The sequence below is a fragment of the Wolbachia endosymbiont (group A) of Nomada flava genome (assembly GCF_964027055.1).
Taxonomy (GTDB): domain Bacteria; phylum Pseudomonadota; class Alphaproteobacteria; order Rickettsiales; family Anaplasmataceae; genus Wolbachia; species Wolbachia pipientis.
In genome coordinates this window covers 493,881-509,901 of record NZ_OZ034725.1, presented here as the reverse complement: position 1 = coordinate 509,901, position 16,021 = coordinate 493,881, and the positions used below count along the sequence as shown (strand labels likewise).

General features: G+C 34.6%; 14 protein-coding genes and 2 pseudogenes. 9 read left to right on the top strand and 7 right to left on the bottom strand.

Translation table 11 applies throughout. The features are described from left to right. Positions 1-87 precede the first annotated feature (87 nt). A complete protein-coding gene (locus AAGD70_RS02665) occupies positions 88-1,287 on the top strand; it encodes a phage major capsid protein (RefSeq protein ID WP_065094900.1) in 1,200 nt (399 codons plus the stop codon). 389 nt (positions 1,288-1,676) lie between these two features. Here AAGD70_RS02665 and AAGD70_RS02660 read toward each other — a convergent pair whose 3' ends face one another. The 3 genes from AAGD70_RS02660 to AAGD70_RS02650 are packed head-to-tail and all read right to left on the bottom strand — an operon-like array spanning position 1,677 to position 3,683. Then, positions 1,677-2,318: an amino acid ABC transporter ATP-binding protein gene (locus AAGD70_RS02660; RefSeq protein WP_065094901.1), complete on the bottom strand. Its 642-nt coding sequence runs from the start codon at positions 2,316-2,318 to the stop codon at positions 1,677-1,679. Continuing rightward, complete coding sequence (locus AAGD70_RS02655; RefSeq protein ID WP_065094902.1) at positions 2,302-2,949, bottom strand: amino acid ABC transporter permease; 648 nt, start codon at positions 2,947-2,949, stop codon at positions 2,302-2,304. The genes AAGD70_RS02660 and AAGD70_RS02655 overlap by 17 nt, the downstream gene beginning before the upstream one ends. Beyond that, positions 2,949-3,683, bottom strand: a complete 735-nt coding sequence (locus tag AAGD70_RS02650) for a substrate-binding periplasmic protein (RefSeq protein ID WP_065094903.1) — start codon at positions 3,681-3,683, stop codon at positions 2,949-2,951. Before AAGD70_RS02650 ends, AAGD70_RS02655 begins: the two co-directional genes overlap by 1 nt. A gap of 125 nt (positions 3,684-3,808) precedes the next feature. On the opposite strand from AAGD70_RS02650, the gene AAGD70_RS02645 reads away from it, so the two are divergent. After that, the gene (locus AAGD70_RS02645; protein ID WP_065094904.1) at positions 3,809-4,264 is read left to right on the top strand and encodes an arginine repressor; all 456 of its coding nucleotides are present in this window, start codon (positions 3,809-3,811) and stop codon (positions 4,262-4,264) included. Positions 4,265-4,317: 53 nt separating this feature from the next. On the opposite strand, the gene tatC is transcribed toward AAGD70_RS02645, so the two are convergent. Both tatC and AAGD70_RS02635 read right to left on the bottom strand, forming a co-directional pair. Next, positions 4,318-5,079, bottom strand: coding sequence for a twin-arginine translocase subunit TatC (gene tatC, locus AAGD70_RS02640; protein WP_065094905.1), 762 nt, complete (start codon positions 5,077-5,079; stop codon positions 4,318-4,320). Continuing rightward, positions 5,076-6,173 (bottom strand): type I glyceraldehyde-3-phosphate dehydrogenase, encoded by a 1,098-nt coding sequence (locus AAGD70_RS02635; protein ID WP_065094906.1) that lies wholly within the window; start codon positions 6,171-6,173, stop codon positions 5,076-5,078. Before AAGD70_RS02635 ends, tatC begins: the two co-directional genes overlap by 4 nt. A gap of 495 nt (positions 6,174-6,668) precedes the next feature. Here AAGD70_RS02635 and AAGD70_RS02630 point away from each other — a divergent pair, with 495 nt between their 5' ends. Beyond that, complete coding sequence (locus AAGD70_RS02630; protein WP_065094908.1) at positions 6,669-7,202, top strand: HK97 family phage prohead protease; 534 nt, start codon at positions 6,669-6,671, stop codon at positions 7,200-7,202. Between the two features lie 135 nt (positions 7,203-7,337). Next, the gene (locus AAGD70_RS02625; RefSeq protein ID WP_065094909.1) at positions 7,338-8,195 is read left to right on the top strand and encodes a hypothetical protein; all 858 of its coding nucleotides are present in this window, start codon (positions 7,338-7,340) and stop codon (positions 8,193-8,195) included. On the opposite strand, the gene AAGD70_RS02620 is transcribed toward AAGD70_RS02625, so the two are convergent. Together AAGD70_RS02620 and AAGD70_RS02615 are read right to left on the bottom strand one after the other, a co-directional pair. Beyond that, entirely contained in the window at positions 8,179-9,354 is a 1,176-nt protein-coding gene (locus AAGD70_RS02620; RefSeq protein ID WP_065094910.1) for a CCA tRNA nucleotidyltransferase, read from the bottom strand. The two genes, AAGD70_RS02625 and AAGD70_RS02620, sit on opposite strands and share 17 nt — an antisense overlap. Positions 9,355-9,441: 87 nt before the next feature. Beyond that, complete coding sequence (locus AAGD70_RS02615; RefSeq protein ID WP_065094911.1) at positions 9,442-10,368, bottom strand: hypothetical protein; 927 nt, start codon at positions 10,366-10,368, stop codon at positions 9,442-9,444. Positions 10,369-10,494: 126 nt separating this feature from the next. Here AAGD70_RS02615 and ychF point away from each other — a divergent pair, with 126 nt between their 5' ends. The 5 genes and pseudogenes from ychF (at position 10,495) to gmk (ending at position 15,573) form a co-directional block, all read left to right on the top strand. Beyond that, positions 10,495-11,613, top strand: coding sequence for a redox-regulated ATPase YchF (gene ychF / locus AAGD70_RS02610; protein WP_065094912.1), 1,119 nt, complete (start codon positions 10,495-10,497; stop codon positions 11,611-11,613). 27 nt (positions 11,614-11,640) lie between these two features. Then, positions 11,641-12,465, top strand: a pseudogene (locus tag AAGD70_RS02605) (IS5-like element ISWpi1 family transposase). Positions 12,466-12,490: 25 nt separating this feature from the next. Further along, positions 12,491-13,186: pseudogene (locus tag AAGD70_RS02600) on the top strand (ankyrin repeat domain-containing protein); the annotation flags it as partial. Then, a complete protein-coding gene (locus AAGD70_RS02595) occupies positions 13,179-14,984 on the top strand; it encodes a pentapeptide repeat-containing protein (protein WP_065094598.1) in 1,806 nt (601 codons plus the stop codon). The pseudogene AAGD70_RS02600 and the gene AAGD70_RS02595, both read left to right, overlap by 8 nt. Next, positions 14,968-15,573 (top strand): guanylate kinase, encoded by a 606-nt coding sequence (gene gmk / locus AAGD70_RS02590; protein WP_065095341.1) that lies wholly within the window; start codon positions 14,968-14,970, stop codon positions 15,571-15,573. Before AAGD70_RS02595 ends, gmk begins: the two co-directional genes overlap by 17 nt. Positions 15,574-16,021 lie beyond the last annotated feature (448 nt).

The following is a 16,021-nucleotide window of genomic DNA, read 5'->3' as shown; positions in this document are numbered from 1 at the left end:
AATATTCGTACAACTGTGGGAAACATCTATGGATGCCATTCCTATTACCTTATTTCCATTTTTATTTCATTTTCAAAGGAGGCTATTATGTCACTTACCGATATCGCTCACCGTATCAATGAACTCGCTTCATCATGGGAGCAATTTAAATTAATAAATGATCGCAAACTAAAAGAAATTGAAAGCAAAGGGCGTGCTGATTCTGCAACAATTGAGCAGCTATGCAAGGTAAATAATGCCATTGATAGTTGCAAAGAGCGTTTAGACTTGATCGAAACTGCAGCTCAACGCCCAGAAGTAAATACAGATTTTAGCACAAGCGATAAATATTTTTCTGATTATATCCGCAAGGGAATGGAAAGCGGTTTATCACACAAAACCCTCAGTGGAGATGACAGTGATATCGGGGGGTATCTAGTTACTCCGCATATTGTAAAACGCATAAACAAGCGCGTAACTGATTCGTCCCCAATGCGACAAATATGCTCCAGTCAAAGAATCTCTACTGAAACATTGGATTACATTATAGAAGATTTTGACCGCGCCGGTGCAGGTTGGAGCAGTGAAACAGTAGATGATGAGGACGGTGGCAATAAGTCTAAGTATGATTTTGCAAAAGATACGGACACGCCCAAAATCCAAAAGATTTCCGTCACAACTTACGAGTTATATGCTCAACCACAAATATCACAAAAGTTACTCGATGATGCGTTTGTCGATGTTGAGAGTTGGCTGGTGGAAAAGATTGCCGAGACTTTTAGTAAGGAAGAAAGCGAAGCCTTCATTAAGGGTGAGGGCACTTTTCAACCAAAAGGAATTTTAGCTTATGAAAATGGAAACAGTTATAATAAAATAGAGCAAGTTAAAACTGAAAAATTAGATAGTGATTCAATAATGATGTTGTATTACTCTCTGGACGAATATTATTCCAAAAATGCGTCATTTTTGATGAACAGGAGTACGTTGAAGGATATCAGGCTGCTAAAATCTCAAACAGGTCAGTATCTCTGGCAGCCAAGTCTGTCGCTTGAAGCTCCAGATACTTTAATGGGAATACCAGTATATCAATCTGCCGATATGCCACCAGCGCCAAACAATCAGCTACCAGTAATTGCGATGGCAGATTTCAAACAAGCTTATAAGATTGTAGATAACAGAGGAATGAGAATATTAAGAGACCCTTATACGAATAAACCTTATGTGAGGTTTTTTGTCACTAAGCGTGTCGGCGGAGAGGTTGTAAACACCAGTGCTATTAAATTGTTGAAAGTTGCGAGCAAGTACTAAAAACTTCCGCAGCATCATCTTTATAGCTGATCAAAGCAACACGTCATACCGCGATTCATTCCATAACTGTACGAACATTGTGATTTTGGCCCATCAGGAGGGTGTCATCCCAGTGCTTGACACATATAGCTAAACTGACTTAGATTTACCGACAGTTTGAAAAACAAAAATTCGTCATTCCGCTACTTGTTAGCGGAATCTATGCTGAGATATCGCGGCGGTATGACGTAGGAAAATCTTTCTTGGGTTAGCTATAGTTTGCTATATTATGTGATTTTATTCTTAGCGTTGCTTCTTATATTATGTAATTTATTTTCCATAATATACATTATGTAATTTTCGATGCTAAGATCTGTTATAGCTCTCAGTATGATATGAGTGATTCTCTTTTAATAATTATTTTTTAAATAGTTTGTTGGTTCATCAATTTCTTTAGGATTGATATCTACAATTATTTTTCCGTTTTTTAACAAAATAATCCGATCTGATATTTTTGTTAAAAAATCCAAATTGTGAGAAGCGATAATCATAGTAATACCCATATCTCTAACTGATTGTAGTAGTTCCACAACGTCGACTATTGTTGCTACATCTAAACCAGACGTTGGCTCATCGCATAATAGAATCCTTGGATTCATCATTAAGCTTCTGGCAAGCGCAACCCGCTGTTTTTGCCCACCGGATAGATTACTAGGGTAATCATTTTTTTTAGAGGCAATACCCAAAGACTCAAGTAGTGAATCACTTTGATCCTGAGTTTTGTTTTTAAGTTTGGGAGCATATGTAAGATTTTCCCAGACAGTCATATGTGGGAAAAGTTGAAAATCCTGAAATACAAAACCAGTACTATCATTGCATTCAATGCTACCAGAATCTAAAACTTCGAGTTTTTGTATACAACGTAACAATGTTGATTTACCACTACCAGAAGGACCAGCAAGACCAACTATAGATTGTTCTATAATCAGGTTAATATTATTAAGTACTGGAACATTATTAAATAACTTACAAACGTTATGCATTTTTATCATGTATACCTTTCTGTTCAATCTTTTTGCCTATATATTCAATTAGTAATACAAGAGCGTAATAATAAGCCCCAGCAAGACAAAGTGGTATAAAATAAGTAAATTGTTCTGCTGCAAGCATTTGCGCAGAGCGCATAATATCAATACCACCAATAGTAGAGATTAATGCCGTTTCTTTAAGAAGTGCAATGATCTCATTTATCATTGTAGGAAGAATATTTTTAACAACTTGTGGTAATATAATATCTCTCCACATATAGAAACTAGGTATTTGTAAAGTTTTAGCTGCTTCAAACTGGTTTTTTGATATAGTTTCAATACCAGCTCGTAAAATCTCAGCAATATAAGCACAGCTATTTAGACCAAATGCTATAATGCCAGCACTAAATATGTTTAATTTAATTCCTGCAATGGTTGGAGTCATAAAATAAACAACACTTAACTGTAATATAAGGGGGGTGCCACGTATTACAGATATAATTCCATTAATTAATGGAATACAGATCTTATTATATCTGAGTACTGAAAATAACCCTCCTAGACTCATACCTAAAAGCAGTCCTCCAATCAATAATTTTAAAGTAAAGGCAAGGCCTGTTCCAACAAACAAGAAATTAGAAATTAATTCTTGCATCAGTTATCTCCTAGCCATTTTTCTGCTATCTTTTGTATTACACCTTTACTTTCTAAACTTTTTAACGCCTCGTTTATTTTATCCTTTAAATCAGATCCTTTATTCACAGCAATAGAATAACCATTATCTGACTTAGCGATGGCTGACCATGATAGACCAGGATTTTTTTTGCTAAATACTTTACCTTGGAATTCATCAATTAGGACGCCATCAACATGACCAGACTTTAATGTTTCTACAGCTTGATTATTATTGTCCATAGCAATAATTTGAGCTGTTGTAGGAACATGCTCTTTTAGCCAAATTTCCATGACAGTTCCTAGTTGAACGGCTATCTTCTTGTGAGTTAAATTGTTTATACCGGCTATGGGTTTATTTTTGTGATATAGAATACCAAATTCCCCTGTATAATAACTATTTGAAAAATCAAAATTTTTTTCACGCTCTTCTGTGCTACCAATAGTAGATATAGCAGCATCTACAGAATTACTTTGTAATGCTGCAAATATAGTACTAAACTGCATATCTTTAAACATTGCTTCTTTACCTAACTCTTTTGCTACTAATTGAGCAAGCTCAATGTCAAAGCCAGTAAATTTACCATTTTTATAATATTCAAAAGGTGGATAATCTGCAGAAATTGCAAATCTAATGATATTATCGTGTTTATCTTCCTTACATCCTGTTAATAGAATACTTATCACTATAATAGCATTTAAAATATATTTTTTCATATTACTAATTTATATTCATATTTTATTCATCTTATGAGTATAGACATTAAAAATTGAATAGTCAAGGAATAATGAATATAATTTCAAATATACTTATTACATATTCAATATGAGGAAAATGCATAATGCATGACAACACACTAGGTGAACATATTTTAAATATTATTCAAAATCATGAAATTTTAGAGCAGAGCGATTTACAGACCTTGCTTAAAGAAAGAGGGCACAACATTCCTCAGGCTACTTTATCAAGAAAATTAAAAAAACTTAAAATTGCCAAAGTTGCTGGTGTATATAAAGTAATCGATATCAACCAGTATCAATTACCATTGATACTTAATATGCAAATTTCGGATTTTGGTTTAATAGTACTACATACCCAACCAGGACAAGCTAGCAGTCTGGCTTACTTTCTAGATCAGAAGTATGTTATTTATTCATTAAATAATAGCAAAAACATAGGAATTATAGGAACTATAGCAGGTGATGATACAGTATTATTGATCATCAAAAGTAAGGCTGAACTTAACAAAGTATTACAATCAATTTATGAAACATTTCCATATTTAAGTCCTGAATAAGAATGTTGTAAGTTAAAAATGTGATATAAAGGAGATAAGAGGGATTCCTTTGTTTAAATCTTTGTCTTCTTTTTTTCAATATACCTACATATCAGAATGGACAATTCATATAGAATCAGCATAGGTATTGCAAGCCCTACTTGGCTTAATACATCAGGTGGAGTTAAGATTGCAGCAATAATAAAAATTACCACTATCGCGATTCTGCGTTTATTTGACAAATTTTGTGTAGTGAGTAACCCTACTCTCACCATTAATGTGAGTATGACTGGAATTTGAAATGCAGTGCCAAATGCAAACATAAATTGGAGAACAAGGTCTAAATATTCGCTAACTGATGGCATAAACTCTATTGGTATACCGAAAGATTTCCCACTATGTTCAAAAGTGATGAAAAACTTCCAGGCTAAAGGAAATATATAGTAATAGACTACAGTAGCTCCCGTTACAAATAAAACCGGTGTTGCAATTAAGTATGGCAACAACACTGCCCTTTCACTTTTATATAACCCAGGTGCTAAGAACATATAAAATTGCCATGCAAACACAGGAAAAGAAAACAAAAGTGCGCTCATTATTGCAACTTGGAGATACACAAAAAATGCCTCTGTTAAGTCTGTGTAAATTAAAGAAAAACCTTCGCTACCTTTTGTTGCTTCTATTAAAGGTGCGAGTAAAAAACGGTATATATTTTCCTTAAAGTAATAACAAAAACCAAAAGCAACGCAAAAAAATAGAAAGCAAAAGATAACTCTTTTTCTGAGTTCCGCAAAGTGCTCATAAAATGAGGCGTATTTGTTTGAGTTCCAGTTCATACTCTACTATAGCACAATAGTGCTATATCTAACATTCTCAGCGAAAAAGCCCACTCATTGTCGTACCACGCTGCAACTCTACAGATGTCGCCTGTAATATATGTACCAGTTAAATCCACAATTGCACTATAAGGGTTATGTACAAAGTCTATTGAGACTAAAGGTTCCGTGCATATAGAAAGTACATTTGACATTGGATAACCCTCTGTCATCTTAGTACCCTCTGATGTCATCCGAGTAGCTGACACTGGGATCCAGAAATTAGATTCCAGCGTCACGCGCTGGAATGACGTAGAGGAGAGAGCTGCATCCTTAAACATTTCATTGATTTCTTTAACGGTCGCTTTCTTATCAGTCGTAAATTTAAAATCAACCATAGAAACATTGCTAACCGGAACTCTGACGGCAGTGCCATCTAGCTTTCCTTTTAATTCAGGGATGACAGAACCAATTGTTTTTGCTGCCCCGGTTGTAGTTGGCACCATAGATAGTCCGCAAGCCCTTGCTCTACGCAAATCTTTATGATTACCATCAAGAACATTTTGATCATTCGTGTAGGCATGTATAGTAGTCATAAAACCGCTTTTTATACCTAAACTGGAGTGTAGGACTTTCACAATCGGAGCAAGGCAATTTGTAGTGCAAGAACCTGCTGATATCACTTTATGCTCTTTTTCGAGCATATCGTTATTCACACCATAAACTATAGTGACATCAGCATCCGGAACTGGAGCAGAGACAATTACTTTCTCTGCATTGTGCCTTATTGCTTCTTCACGCTTGTTAAATGCACCAGTACATTCAAGTATTACATCAACATTCCAAGGAATATTTTCAGGGCTCCGTTCTCTATATAAAGAAAACTTTTTGCCATTTATAGAAATCCAATTTTGAGACTCATTAAAATCAATATCACCACTGAATTTGCCATGAACAGAATCGTATTTAATCAAATGTGCATGCTGCTTTGCACTGAGCGATCCATTGACAGCTACAACTTCTATTTGTTTGCTATATTCCTCTATTTCGAAAATAGCACGCAATACGCCTCTGCCTATTCTACCCAGACCATTAATTCCTACACGAATCGTCATCTCTTCATTCAAAAAATTTAATTATAGAGAATTATCTTGATTAAAACTATAACATCATGTAATAGCAACATTTAAACTTTAATAGGAGCTAATTATGAGTATAAAAGAATTGCAACAAAAGCTGCTCGCAACAATCTCAGGTAGTCCTTCTACAAGACTGGAAAATGTTACCATCGAACCAGTCATGAGAAATGCTAGATTAGAAGAGTTAGGCCGAAATGCTGATCGTCCTTCTACAAGACTGGAAAATGTTACCATCGAGCCAGTTATGAGAAATAATAGATTACATTCATAGCATAACATACAGCCAGCTACCCTTCCCCCTACTTTCATCCCAGCGCGTGACGCTGGGATCTTTATTGCTTTCATAGTCTCTTTATTATTTTGTAACTAAAAAAAATACTTCCCCTTTTTAGAGAACTGCATATAATAGATTTGACATTGCAGTGCATTGTGCAAACAGAATTCCCAATACTATAACCTACAGGAGGCTTTATGAATAAGAAATTTCTCTATTCACCATTGTCAATAAAAAGCATAGGAGAAAACGGTGTATTTTCTGGTTATGCTAGCGTTTTTAATATAGTTGATAAACAAAATGACCTGATCTTACCCGGAGCATTTAAGGAAAATTTAAACAGAAATAAAATAAAACTCCTTTGGCAGCATAATCCTGACGAACCTATAGGTAGTATCATAGATATTTATGAGAATGATGTTGGTCTGTATATAACCGCACATTTACTTTTGGGTATTCAGAAAGCAGAAGAAGTGTATTTGATGCTCAAAACTGGAGCAATTAACGGACTTTCCATCGGCTATATACCTATAGAGTATGATGTTGATCATAAAAGCGGAGCTAGAGTGTTAAAACAAGTGGAATTATGGGAAGTCAGTTTGGTCACTTTTCCTGCAAACTTAGCTGCTCAGGTAATCAATGTGAAAAATCAGAACAATGAACAGGAAGTGTTAGCAAGAGCGATAGGAAAAGCAAATGCTGTACTTACAGACATGTGTATTTCTGCTTAAAGTGTATTAGGCGAGCAAAGACTTTACCATAATTTGACACCTGCATTAGTATTTATTTAACATTTATACTAATATATATAACTTTACTACTATTAAAATTTTCTGTAAATTAAAGTTAAAAAACAAGGTAATTTTATGCCAAATATTAATAATACGGTTAATTATGAAATTAATGTTAAACAAAAATACAGTTGGTCTACTGTATTTGCTTGGTTGTACCTAAAAACGATTGGACGAATACTACCAAAGAAATGGAACAAATGGGCGGAAAATATTCTATATTGCGATAAAACTACTGAAAGTAATGAAATTCGGACTGATGATCTTAAAACAACAGATGAAAGTGCTCAAATTGATTTAAAACCTGAAGTAGCAGTAAAAGAGAGCCAGAGTGAAGTAATGAGTGAAGATGAAGGAATTCAAACTGAAGTAAGTGATGAATTCATTGATGAAGACTACGATAGTATGGAAGAAGTAAGCACAGAGGAGGATGAAGAATTACAGAAACAACTAGAGGATGTAAGTCAGGAACTAGAACTTGAACGTTCACAAAATGTCCTCCTAAAAGAGGAAAATGAAGAATTGAGGTCTAAACTTGCAGAATGCGAAAAAGATTATACGGAATTGGAAGATGTTTCGCAAGAATTCCTACTTCCTGTTGGAAAATATATAAACAAATTAAAACTAGATAAAGAAAGTGAGAAGGAGATAACATCTTCTATGAGCGGTAATCTGAGTGAAAAGGCTTTCGCAGAAGGGGTCGTAAGAGTTAAAATGAGAAAGTTTTCAGATAACGTTCAAGAGCTAGCATCAAGTATAAGAGATAAATTTTTATCTCCAAACCAGAAAATGTGTAGTCGCGTCCTTGGGGAAAGAAATACATATCAACTTAGTGCTAACAAGGCAAGCACACCTAGTTCCTCGATGAGTCACACTAATACTGCAAGCATATATCCATCAAACCGCCAGAAAATAGTTAAAGTAGGCTCTTAGCATAAAGCACCAGCTCCTCTTTTGTTAAAGTGTAGGAGCTGTCTTCCCAATGTTGCCTGAGCAACTCTAAGTTTTTACCTAAACTTTTTCCTGGCTGGTGACCTATACTTATTAAATCATCGCCAGATAAAGGAAATTTTGGAATATTGAATGTATTAGCAAATGAAATGTATTTATCAACATTTTCTCCAGACTCAACGCCACAAATTTTTACTAAATCACAATATAATTCTCTACCAAATAAAGATATGTATTTTTTTTGCTCTTTTTCTGAGAGTTCTGTTTTGATATCGTTGGATAGTAAAAATAGCAGCTTTTTCTTTTGCTTGTTCGAAAGACGTAAAAATTTGCTTACATATTCTCCAAGACTTAGCCTGTCATTTTTTTTAGTAGTCCTAAGAAGTAACGCTAATTTTACTAGTGCACCAGTGCCAAAAAGAAGTGACGAAGACAGAATTTCGCATTTTACTTCTTTTGGGATAATTTTTTGTAACACATCAGATTCTTGCATGCTCTTAAGTGTTGGAAAAGGATCATTGCACTCCAGCAATTTAAGTATTTCATCTCTTATTCTCTCTCCAGAGAGGTTTTGGATCATATGCGAATGCTTTTTGCATACGTTTAGTATTTCATCACTCAAATCTCCGACACATATTTTTGCATGAAAACGAAATGCTCTTAAAATACGTAGATAGTCTTCTTTAATTCTATCTTCAGCGTTGCCTATAAAGTTTAACCTTCGCGCTTTTAAGTCCTCTATACCACCAAAGTAATCATATATATGGCCATGCTTATCTGCGTATAGAGCGTTAAATGTAAAGTCACGCCTTGAAGCATCCGCTTGCCAATTATTGGTAAATTCTACTTTTGCATGCCTGCCATCACATTTCACATCATGCCTTAGTGTTGTGATCTCAAAAGATCTTTGATTTAGAACTGCAGTTATAGTCCCATGTTTTAAGCCAGTTGGAATAGTTTTTATATTACAGAGTTTTAGCGCTTTAATCGTTTGATTGGGAAGCAAATTAGTAGCTAAATCGATGTCGTGGACATCACGCTGCAAAATTGAGTCTCTCACACACCCGCCGACAAGCCTAGCCTCACCACCAAATTTCTCTATGGCATCGATGATTAAACTAGTCTCATGGTCAACTTGCATTTAGGTTAGTACGTACTGCAAGTTCATATTATATGAAATGCTTGCAAAAGCCCTATATAAAAATATACAGGGCTATGAAGATTTATTTTACACTTCCAATTGTGATATTTGTTGTTGATGAAATGTTTTTTCTGTTCTTGATTCCTCCATACTACATCTTGGTGAGCTTGAAGGGTTTTGCTTTTCAGAGTGCTCTATGCGCTGCGTTATATCATGAGCGCACTGCTTTGCAACATCCATAATTTTTCCATCAGCATTTTTTGCCAATAACTCATCAAATCTCTTCTCAACCTCTGCTCTCTCAGAGATATCCTTTGAAAGGTTACAATATTCCAAGATCTCGTCTAGCTGAAGTTCTTTTGCTAATAGGAAATCTTCTTGCTCTTGCTCTTGTTTAAGTTTAGCTTCCTCTTGTAATTGTTTTGCTAAACTTTTATTTCTATCAAGCAATGGTTCGAAATGCAATCCGCCTTTGTTTATTACATGCACAATACTACTATCATCATAATCAACTTTATTGTATTCACCTGCATTTTTTGAACCTGAATTGTCTATTAATTGATGCAAAAACCGATCTTGTTGGATGTCAATAGCACGCAATGGGTTACTCTCTACAACATGCAATTTCACACCATACTTTTCACAAAGTATTCTGCCTTCAATGTCAGAATCACCCCATCTACTGTTGTTCATGATATTTGCTGTATAATCACTTACAGTCTCATTACGGCGCTGGCCATTGTTATCATAACTATTGGCAATTGCATCTATAAACCATTCTGGCGGATTCTTTTGCGCAAATTCCCTACAATCATTTCTTAATTTTTCGATAGTAACTTGCTCTCCTGTCTGTTGTTCTAGACTTTGTCTGAACGAGTCAAAAAAGCAGCTTCCATTACCAATTGCTTGCCCTACATAAAAATTGTCAGGGTAAGAATTACTATTTAAAGAAGTTACTTCACTCTCAACATCATGAAAATCACTTAGTAGCTTCTGCTTCTGAGCTGTAGTCATGGTTTTACCTCAATTTAATATATGTTACTATACCAACAAAATTATTAATAAGCAACTAATTAAGTATAGCAAAAATCTTTAAATTATGCAATATTTATATATATATTTTAGCTTTATTTAATAAACATGAGTTTTAACTGTGGCATAGTTGGGTTACCAAACATAGGAAAATCAACCTTATTTAATGCACTTACAGAGTCAAGTACAGCCGAAGCTGCAAATTATCCTTTCTGCACAATTGAGCCAAATATAGGCAAGATTTCGATAAAAGATCAGCGTTTGAAACAAATCGCAGCAATTGCAGGCTCAGAGAAGATAATTTATAATCAATTAGAAGTTGTAGATATTGCAGGTCTGGTAAAGGGTGCGAGCAAAGGTGAAGGGCTCGGCAATAAATTTTTAAGCCATATCAGAGAAGTTGATGCCATCGTTCATCTGCTCAGGTGCTTTACGGATGACGATATTAGCCACGTACACAGTAAAATAGATCCAATATCAGATGCTGAAGTGGTAGAAATGGAATTAATCCTAGCTGATATTGATAGCATAGAAAAAAGGCTTCCTCAATTGGAAAAGAAAGCAAAGCAAGGTGATAAAGAGCTAAAGAGACAACTTGAATTAATGCAAGAGGTACTGGCTACTTTAAAATCAGGTAAACCTGCAAGAAGTTTGGAGAATATCGATGGAGATGAGATGAAGTCGCTTCAATTGCTGACAACAAAGCCCGTTATGTACGTTTGCAATGTTGAAGATACAAATGTTATAACTGGCAATGAATTATCTAAAAAGGTAGAGAGAATGGCGGAGGAAAATAAAAGCAAATTTTATTGCATTTCAGCAAAACTCGAAGCAGATATTGCAAATCTTGATACTGAAGAGGAAAAACAGAGTTTTTTATCAGAATTTGGCTTACAAGAATCAGGCCTTGATGGAGTAGCGCGTATTATGTATGAAGTGCTGAGTATGATAACTTTCTTTACTGTGGGCCCCAAAGAAGCACGGGCATGGCCAGTAAAAATAGGGTCAACAGCTGACAAAGCTGCAGGTGTAATCCACACTGATTTTGAGAAAGGCTTTATAAAAGCAGAGACAATAAGCTTTGCAGACTACATAAAGTATGGAAGTGAACCGGCTTGTAAAGACGCAGGAAAAATTCGCTTTGAAGGCAGAGATTACATCGTGCAAGATGGTGATATAATGCACTTTAGGTTTAGAGGTTGTCCGGAAACAAGTAAAAGGCTATAATATCTGAAATTTTAGTACGGGGTAAAGATGAGAAAAAAGTATCCAACAGATCTAAGCGAAAGGGAATGGGCAAGAATAGAAAAACACTTCAGAGTATCATACAAGAAAGGAGGAAGGCCGCCAAAGTATAGCAAAAGAGAAATATTAGAAGCAATTTTCTATGTATTGCGTACAGGGTGTCAATGGCGGTATTTACCAAATGATTTTCCGCTATGGAAGACTGTGTATGAGCAGTTCAGGCAATGGAAGAAGCAGGGAATTTTTGAGAAAATGAATTATGAAATATAGTAGAAGAAAAATAGGAAGGAATGAGCAGCCGAGTGCCTGTATAGTAGATAGTCAATCTGTAAAGACTACAGAAAAGGGGGGATCAAAGGCTATGATGGAAGTAAAAAAGTAAAGGGTAGAAAAAGGCATATAATTACAGACACTCAGGGTTTTATACTAGGTTGTTACGTAGGCGCTGCTAACGAAAATGATAGAGATGGTATTAAAATAGCATTAAACAATATGAGAACAAAATATACTAAAGTTAAAAAAATGTGGGCTGACATGGGATACCAAGGAAGAAATTTAAAGAATCACATAAAGGAAGAATATGACATAGATATTGAAATTGTTAAAAGGCCTCCATGTAGATTTTGGGTGCACAAAGATACGCCACCTGAGCTACTACCAACAAGAGAACAAGGGTTTAAAGTACAGCCAAGAAGATGGGTTGTAGAAAGGACTTTTGCTTGGGTTAATAGGAATAGAAGGCTATCGAAGGAGTATGATTTACTCACAACATCCACTGAGAATTTCATATACCTAGCTATGAGTAGGGTTATGTTAAAGAGGGAATATGCTTGAATTTACTTGTTTCCGGACAACCTCTAATGAACTTTCAAAAAGTGATGCGAGTCAATTATTAGAGGAAAAAAAAGAAAAAGTAGAGAGTCAGTTTGAAGAAAAAAAAGTGAAAGAAACAAACAGTAATTCCAAGGACCGCAATAGAGTAAAACCTATAACTAAAAAAGATGAAAGTGAAAAGAAAAATTTACAAAAATGGACAAAGCTAAACAGAGAACCAATAAAAGAATGGGGTCATAAAGATATACAAAGCAAGTCAATATATAAACGACAATATGATAGCCTTAATGAGCATCTTCCTACAACTGTATTTATTGATGATTACAGTAAGCAATTTTTTTACTGTATTAAGAAAAATAACTTACCTTGCTTAAGAGGAATAATAAGTAAGCTAGAAAAAATTGGATTAACAACTCAAGAGATACTAAGGTTTAGAAATAAATTGGGTGATACTCCTCTCATTTATTCAGTTAAACAAGGTGAGGTAGACATAGTGCGCTTTCTCTTATTACAAGGTGCTGATCTTAGAGTAGTTAATAATAATTTTCAATCCCCAATTGATATAGCAATCGAAAAAAAGCAGATCAATATAATAAATGCGATTGCCGAAATGATGCCACACCTTTTGGAGGATAGAAAAATAGACAATAAAGAAAGCTCAGCAATGTACGATTGGGCTGTGAAAACGAAAGAAATACAGTGCGATAAGCAAGATGATTAGATTTTTGATATTAATTTTAGTTGGTCATTTATGTTATGGAAACGAAACAAATGATGAAAAAAATCAGATTAGTGATTTTTTAAACGCTTTGCGTGATGCAAAATACGTATCTTACAGTAAAAAAGACTTTGCTGAATTTTTGGTGCAGTGCCACAAAGAGGGCGTGCCAGAAGATTTTAAGAAAGGTTTTGGTTCTAACTTAAATGGAGCTAATTTTAACCAACTGTACCTAAGTAAATCTGTTTTTAATGGAGTAAGTCTGATTGGTGCTGATTTTTCTAACACCGATTTATCCGACGTGTCTTTCATTGATGTTGATTTACGTGGTGCTAATTTCTCCAATGCTAATTTACATGGCATTAAAATAAAAGGTACAAATTTGAGTTTTACAAAATTTGTTTCTGCAAACTTAACAGATATCGTATTTGATCAGTCTAATGTTAGTTATGCTGATTTTATCAGTTCCGATCTCAAAAAAGTAAGTATGCACAACGTAATTGGTTTGCATACTAATTTCTCGAATGTGAAAATGAATTTCTCCAACTTATCAAACTCGAATGTTGGCCACGTAAATTTTAGTGATAGTGAAATAAACGATACCGTTATGCAGAAAAACAACCTTGATAATGCAAGTTTCTTTGGAGTGGATGCATATAAATTAAAGATACAATTTTCTTCATTAAAAAATGCTAACATATATGGTGCAGAGTTAAAAGAATCAGACTTTACAGGTAGCAATCTTTCCGCTGCCTACCTTAATTCTTCTATCATAATTAACAGTAACTTCGACGAAACTAATTTAAGCAACACACAAATTTCCTATGTGAATGACGATAATTCAAGTTTTGTTCAATCTATACTAAATGGTTCCAAGATAAAGCATACATATGTTTCTGAAGCAAATCTTCAGGATGCTGATTTATCCAATATTGATTTTAGTTTTAGTGAACTGCATCAAGTTAATGTCTCTAATGCTGACATTCGTCACGGAAAGTTTCATAATACTAAAGTTGCGAATTCTAACATGAATGGCTCATTTTTTGACCATTCACTATTCACCTCTGCGAAGATAGAAGATTCAGACCTTTCTACAACTTCAATGTATAAGATAAAAATCCAAGACTCTCAAGTTTATAACAGTACACTTTCTCGCCATAATATTGATTCCAGTGAAATAGAAAATTCAACATTCTTTAATTTATTAGCTGATAATTCAAGCTGGTCTAATTTAAAAGTAACTAATTCAAATTTTATTGAAAGCGATTTCAGATCTTCTTTGCTTCACGCTAATGCCTTTAGGAAAACTAGCTTTTTTCTTAGCAATTTGAGCAATTCAACAATTAGTGATATGTCTTTTCTCTCTTCAAGCATATATAAAAGTTCAGTTGTTGATGCTCACTTAACAGGTTGCAAATTTGATAATTCAATTTTGATTGACAATAAAGGACAGAAAAAACTTGCAGGTTCAGAAAATGCTATAACTTCGATTAAAGATTTGCAAGAGAAAATATCACAGGGTGAAAAATTTAATGTAAATTATTCTTACTTTGAATTTAAGAATATGAATTTAGAAAATGCCGATTTTTCTAATTCAACATTGAGTAGAGCAAAGTTTGTAAACGTTAATTTGAATAAGGCAAATTTTGAAAAAACCGATTTGCGCTATACTGTCTTTGATAACTCTTCTCTTATTGGCACCAACTTATCAAATTCTAATTTAGAAGGTTCTAGCTTTTTAAACTCTGATCCAAAAAGCGCCATGTTAAAAAATGCAAAGAAAAATGACCGTAAAAAGTGAGGGCGTATTATTGGTTCTATCCTCCCCTTCTGGAGCTGGAAAAACTACTATATCAGCAAAATTACTTGAGCAATCAACTAATTTAGTTAGGTCTGTTTCTATGACTACACGCAAGCCTCGCCCCGGCGAAATAAATGGAAAAGACTATTTTTTCGTTACCGAAGAAAAATTTCACGAGTTATGCGAAGCTGGTCAGATGCTTGAATACGCCAAAGTTTTTGAGAATTTTTATGGTATACCAAGAGATTTTATAGAGCAAAACCTGAGCAGTGGAATAAGCGTTTTACTAAGCATAGACTGGCAAGGAGCATTTCACTTATTCAAGCTCATGAGAAAAAAAGTTGTGAGTGTTTTTATACTTCCCCCTTCAATGGAAGAGCTTAGGTTGCGTTTGCAAAAGCGTAATAGTGATGATGCAAGCGAAATAGAGCGCAGATTAGCCGAAGCTCAAAAAGAGATAAGCAAACGTGATAAATATGATTATGTAATAATCAATGATGATATTGACAAAAGTGTAGAAGAGATAAGCTCCATACTAAATAAAGAAAGACTTAAAAAACTAAAAGAAAAACCAAGTCTGGAAGACTGATAAAAACATTAATGTATCTGTTCAGCAGAGTGGCAAAATAAGGTAGACGAGAAAAGACAACTATAGGAACAAATGGGTGTCATGCCAGTGCGTGACACTGGCATCCAGTCCTTTTGCACAGTTCCATCAAAAACGTTGTAAAGGATTAACCGCTTTCGTGTTTACCAACTTAGTGCCCAATCTGGATCCCAGTGTCAAGCACTGGGATGACAAGAAAGGGAGCACTGGAATTTTTGTTTCAGTATTTGTACATTAGCCATGCATCTGAACAGATACACATTAATTTGCAGCTATAGTTTCTTATCCTATTTTAGCCAGTAGCACGTTTCGCACTTTAGCTATATTTATTATTTTTTAAGATTAAATGGTTAAAATAGTAGACAACTGTTCAAGTGAGGTTTAACTATGACGGCAAACTTTCTTACAGAAATTAATTTTCTGCCTTCTT

Bases quoted from the DNA above. Each gene is read 5' to 3' on its own strand.
- AAGD70_RS02665 (WP_065094900.1), top strand. From the start codon at position 88: ATGTCACTTACCGATATCGCTCACCGTATCAATGAACTCGCTTCATCA.
- AAGD70_RS02660 (WP_065094901.1), bottom strand. From the start codon at position 2,318: ATGATAAAAATGCATAACGTTTGTAAGTTATTTAATAATGTTCCAGTA.
- AAGD70_RS02655 (WP_065094902.1), bottom strand. From the start codon at position 2,949: ATGCAAGAATTAATTTCTAATTTCTTGTTTGTTGGAACAGGCCTTGCC.
- AAGD70_RS02650 (WP_065094903.1), bottom strand. From the start codon at position 3,683: ATGAAAAAATATATTTTAAATGCTATTATAGTGATAAGTATTCTATTA.
- AAGD70_RS02645 (WP_065094904.1), top strand. From the start codon at position 3,809: ATGCATGACAACACACTAGGTGAACATATTTTAAATATTATTCAAAAT.
- tatC (WP_065094905.1), bottom strand. From the start codon at position 5,079: ATGAACTGGAACTCAAACAAATACGCCTCATTTTATGAGCACTTTGCG.
- AAGD70_RS02635 (WP_065094906.1), bottom strand. From the start codon at position 6,173: ATGACGATTCGTGTAGGAATTAATGGTCTGGGTAGAATAGGCAGAGGC.
- AAGD70_RS02630 (WP_065094908.1), top strand. From the start codon at position 6,669: ATGAATAAGAAATTTCTCTATTCACCATTGTCAATAAAAAGCATAGGA.
- AAGD70_RS02625 (WP_065094909.1), top strand. From the start codon at position 7,338: ATGCCAAATATTAATAATACGGTTAATTATGAAATTAATGTTAAACAA.
- AAGD70_RS02620 (WP_065094910.1), bottom strand. From the start codon at position 9,354: ATGCAAGTTGACCATGAGACTAGTTTAATCATCGATGCCATAGAGAAA.
- AAGD70_RS02615 (WP_065094911.1), bottom strand. From the start codon at position 10,368: ATGACTACAGCTCAGAAGCAGAAGCTACTAAGTGATTTTCATGATGTT.
- ychF (WP_065094912.1), top strand. From the start codon at position 10,495: ATGAGTTTTAACTGTGGCATAGTTGGGTTACCAAACATAGGAAAATCA.
- AAGD70_RS02595 (WP_065094598.1), top strand. From the start codon at position 13,179: ATGATTAGATTTTTGATATTAATTTTAGTTGGTCATTTATGTTATGGA.
- gmk (WP_065095341.1), top strand. From the start codon at position 14,968: ATGACCGTAAAAAGTGAGGGCGTATTATTGGTTCTATCCTCCCCTTCT.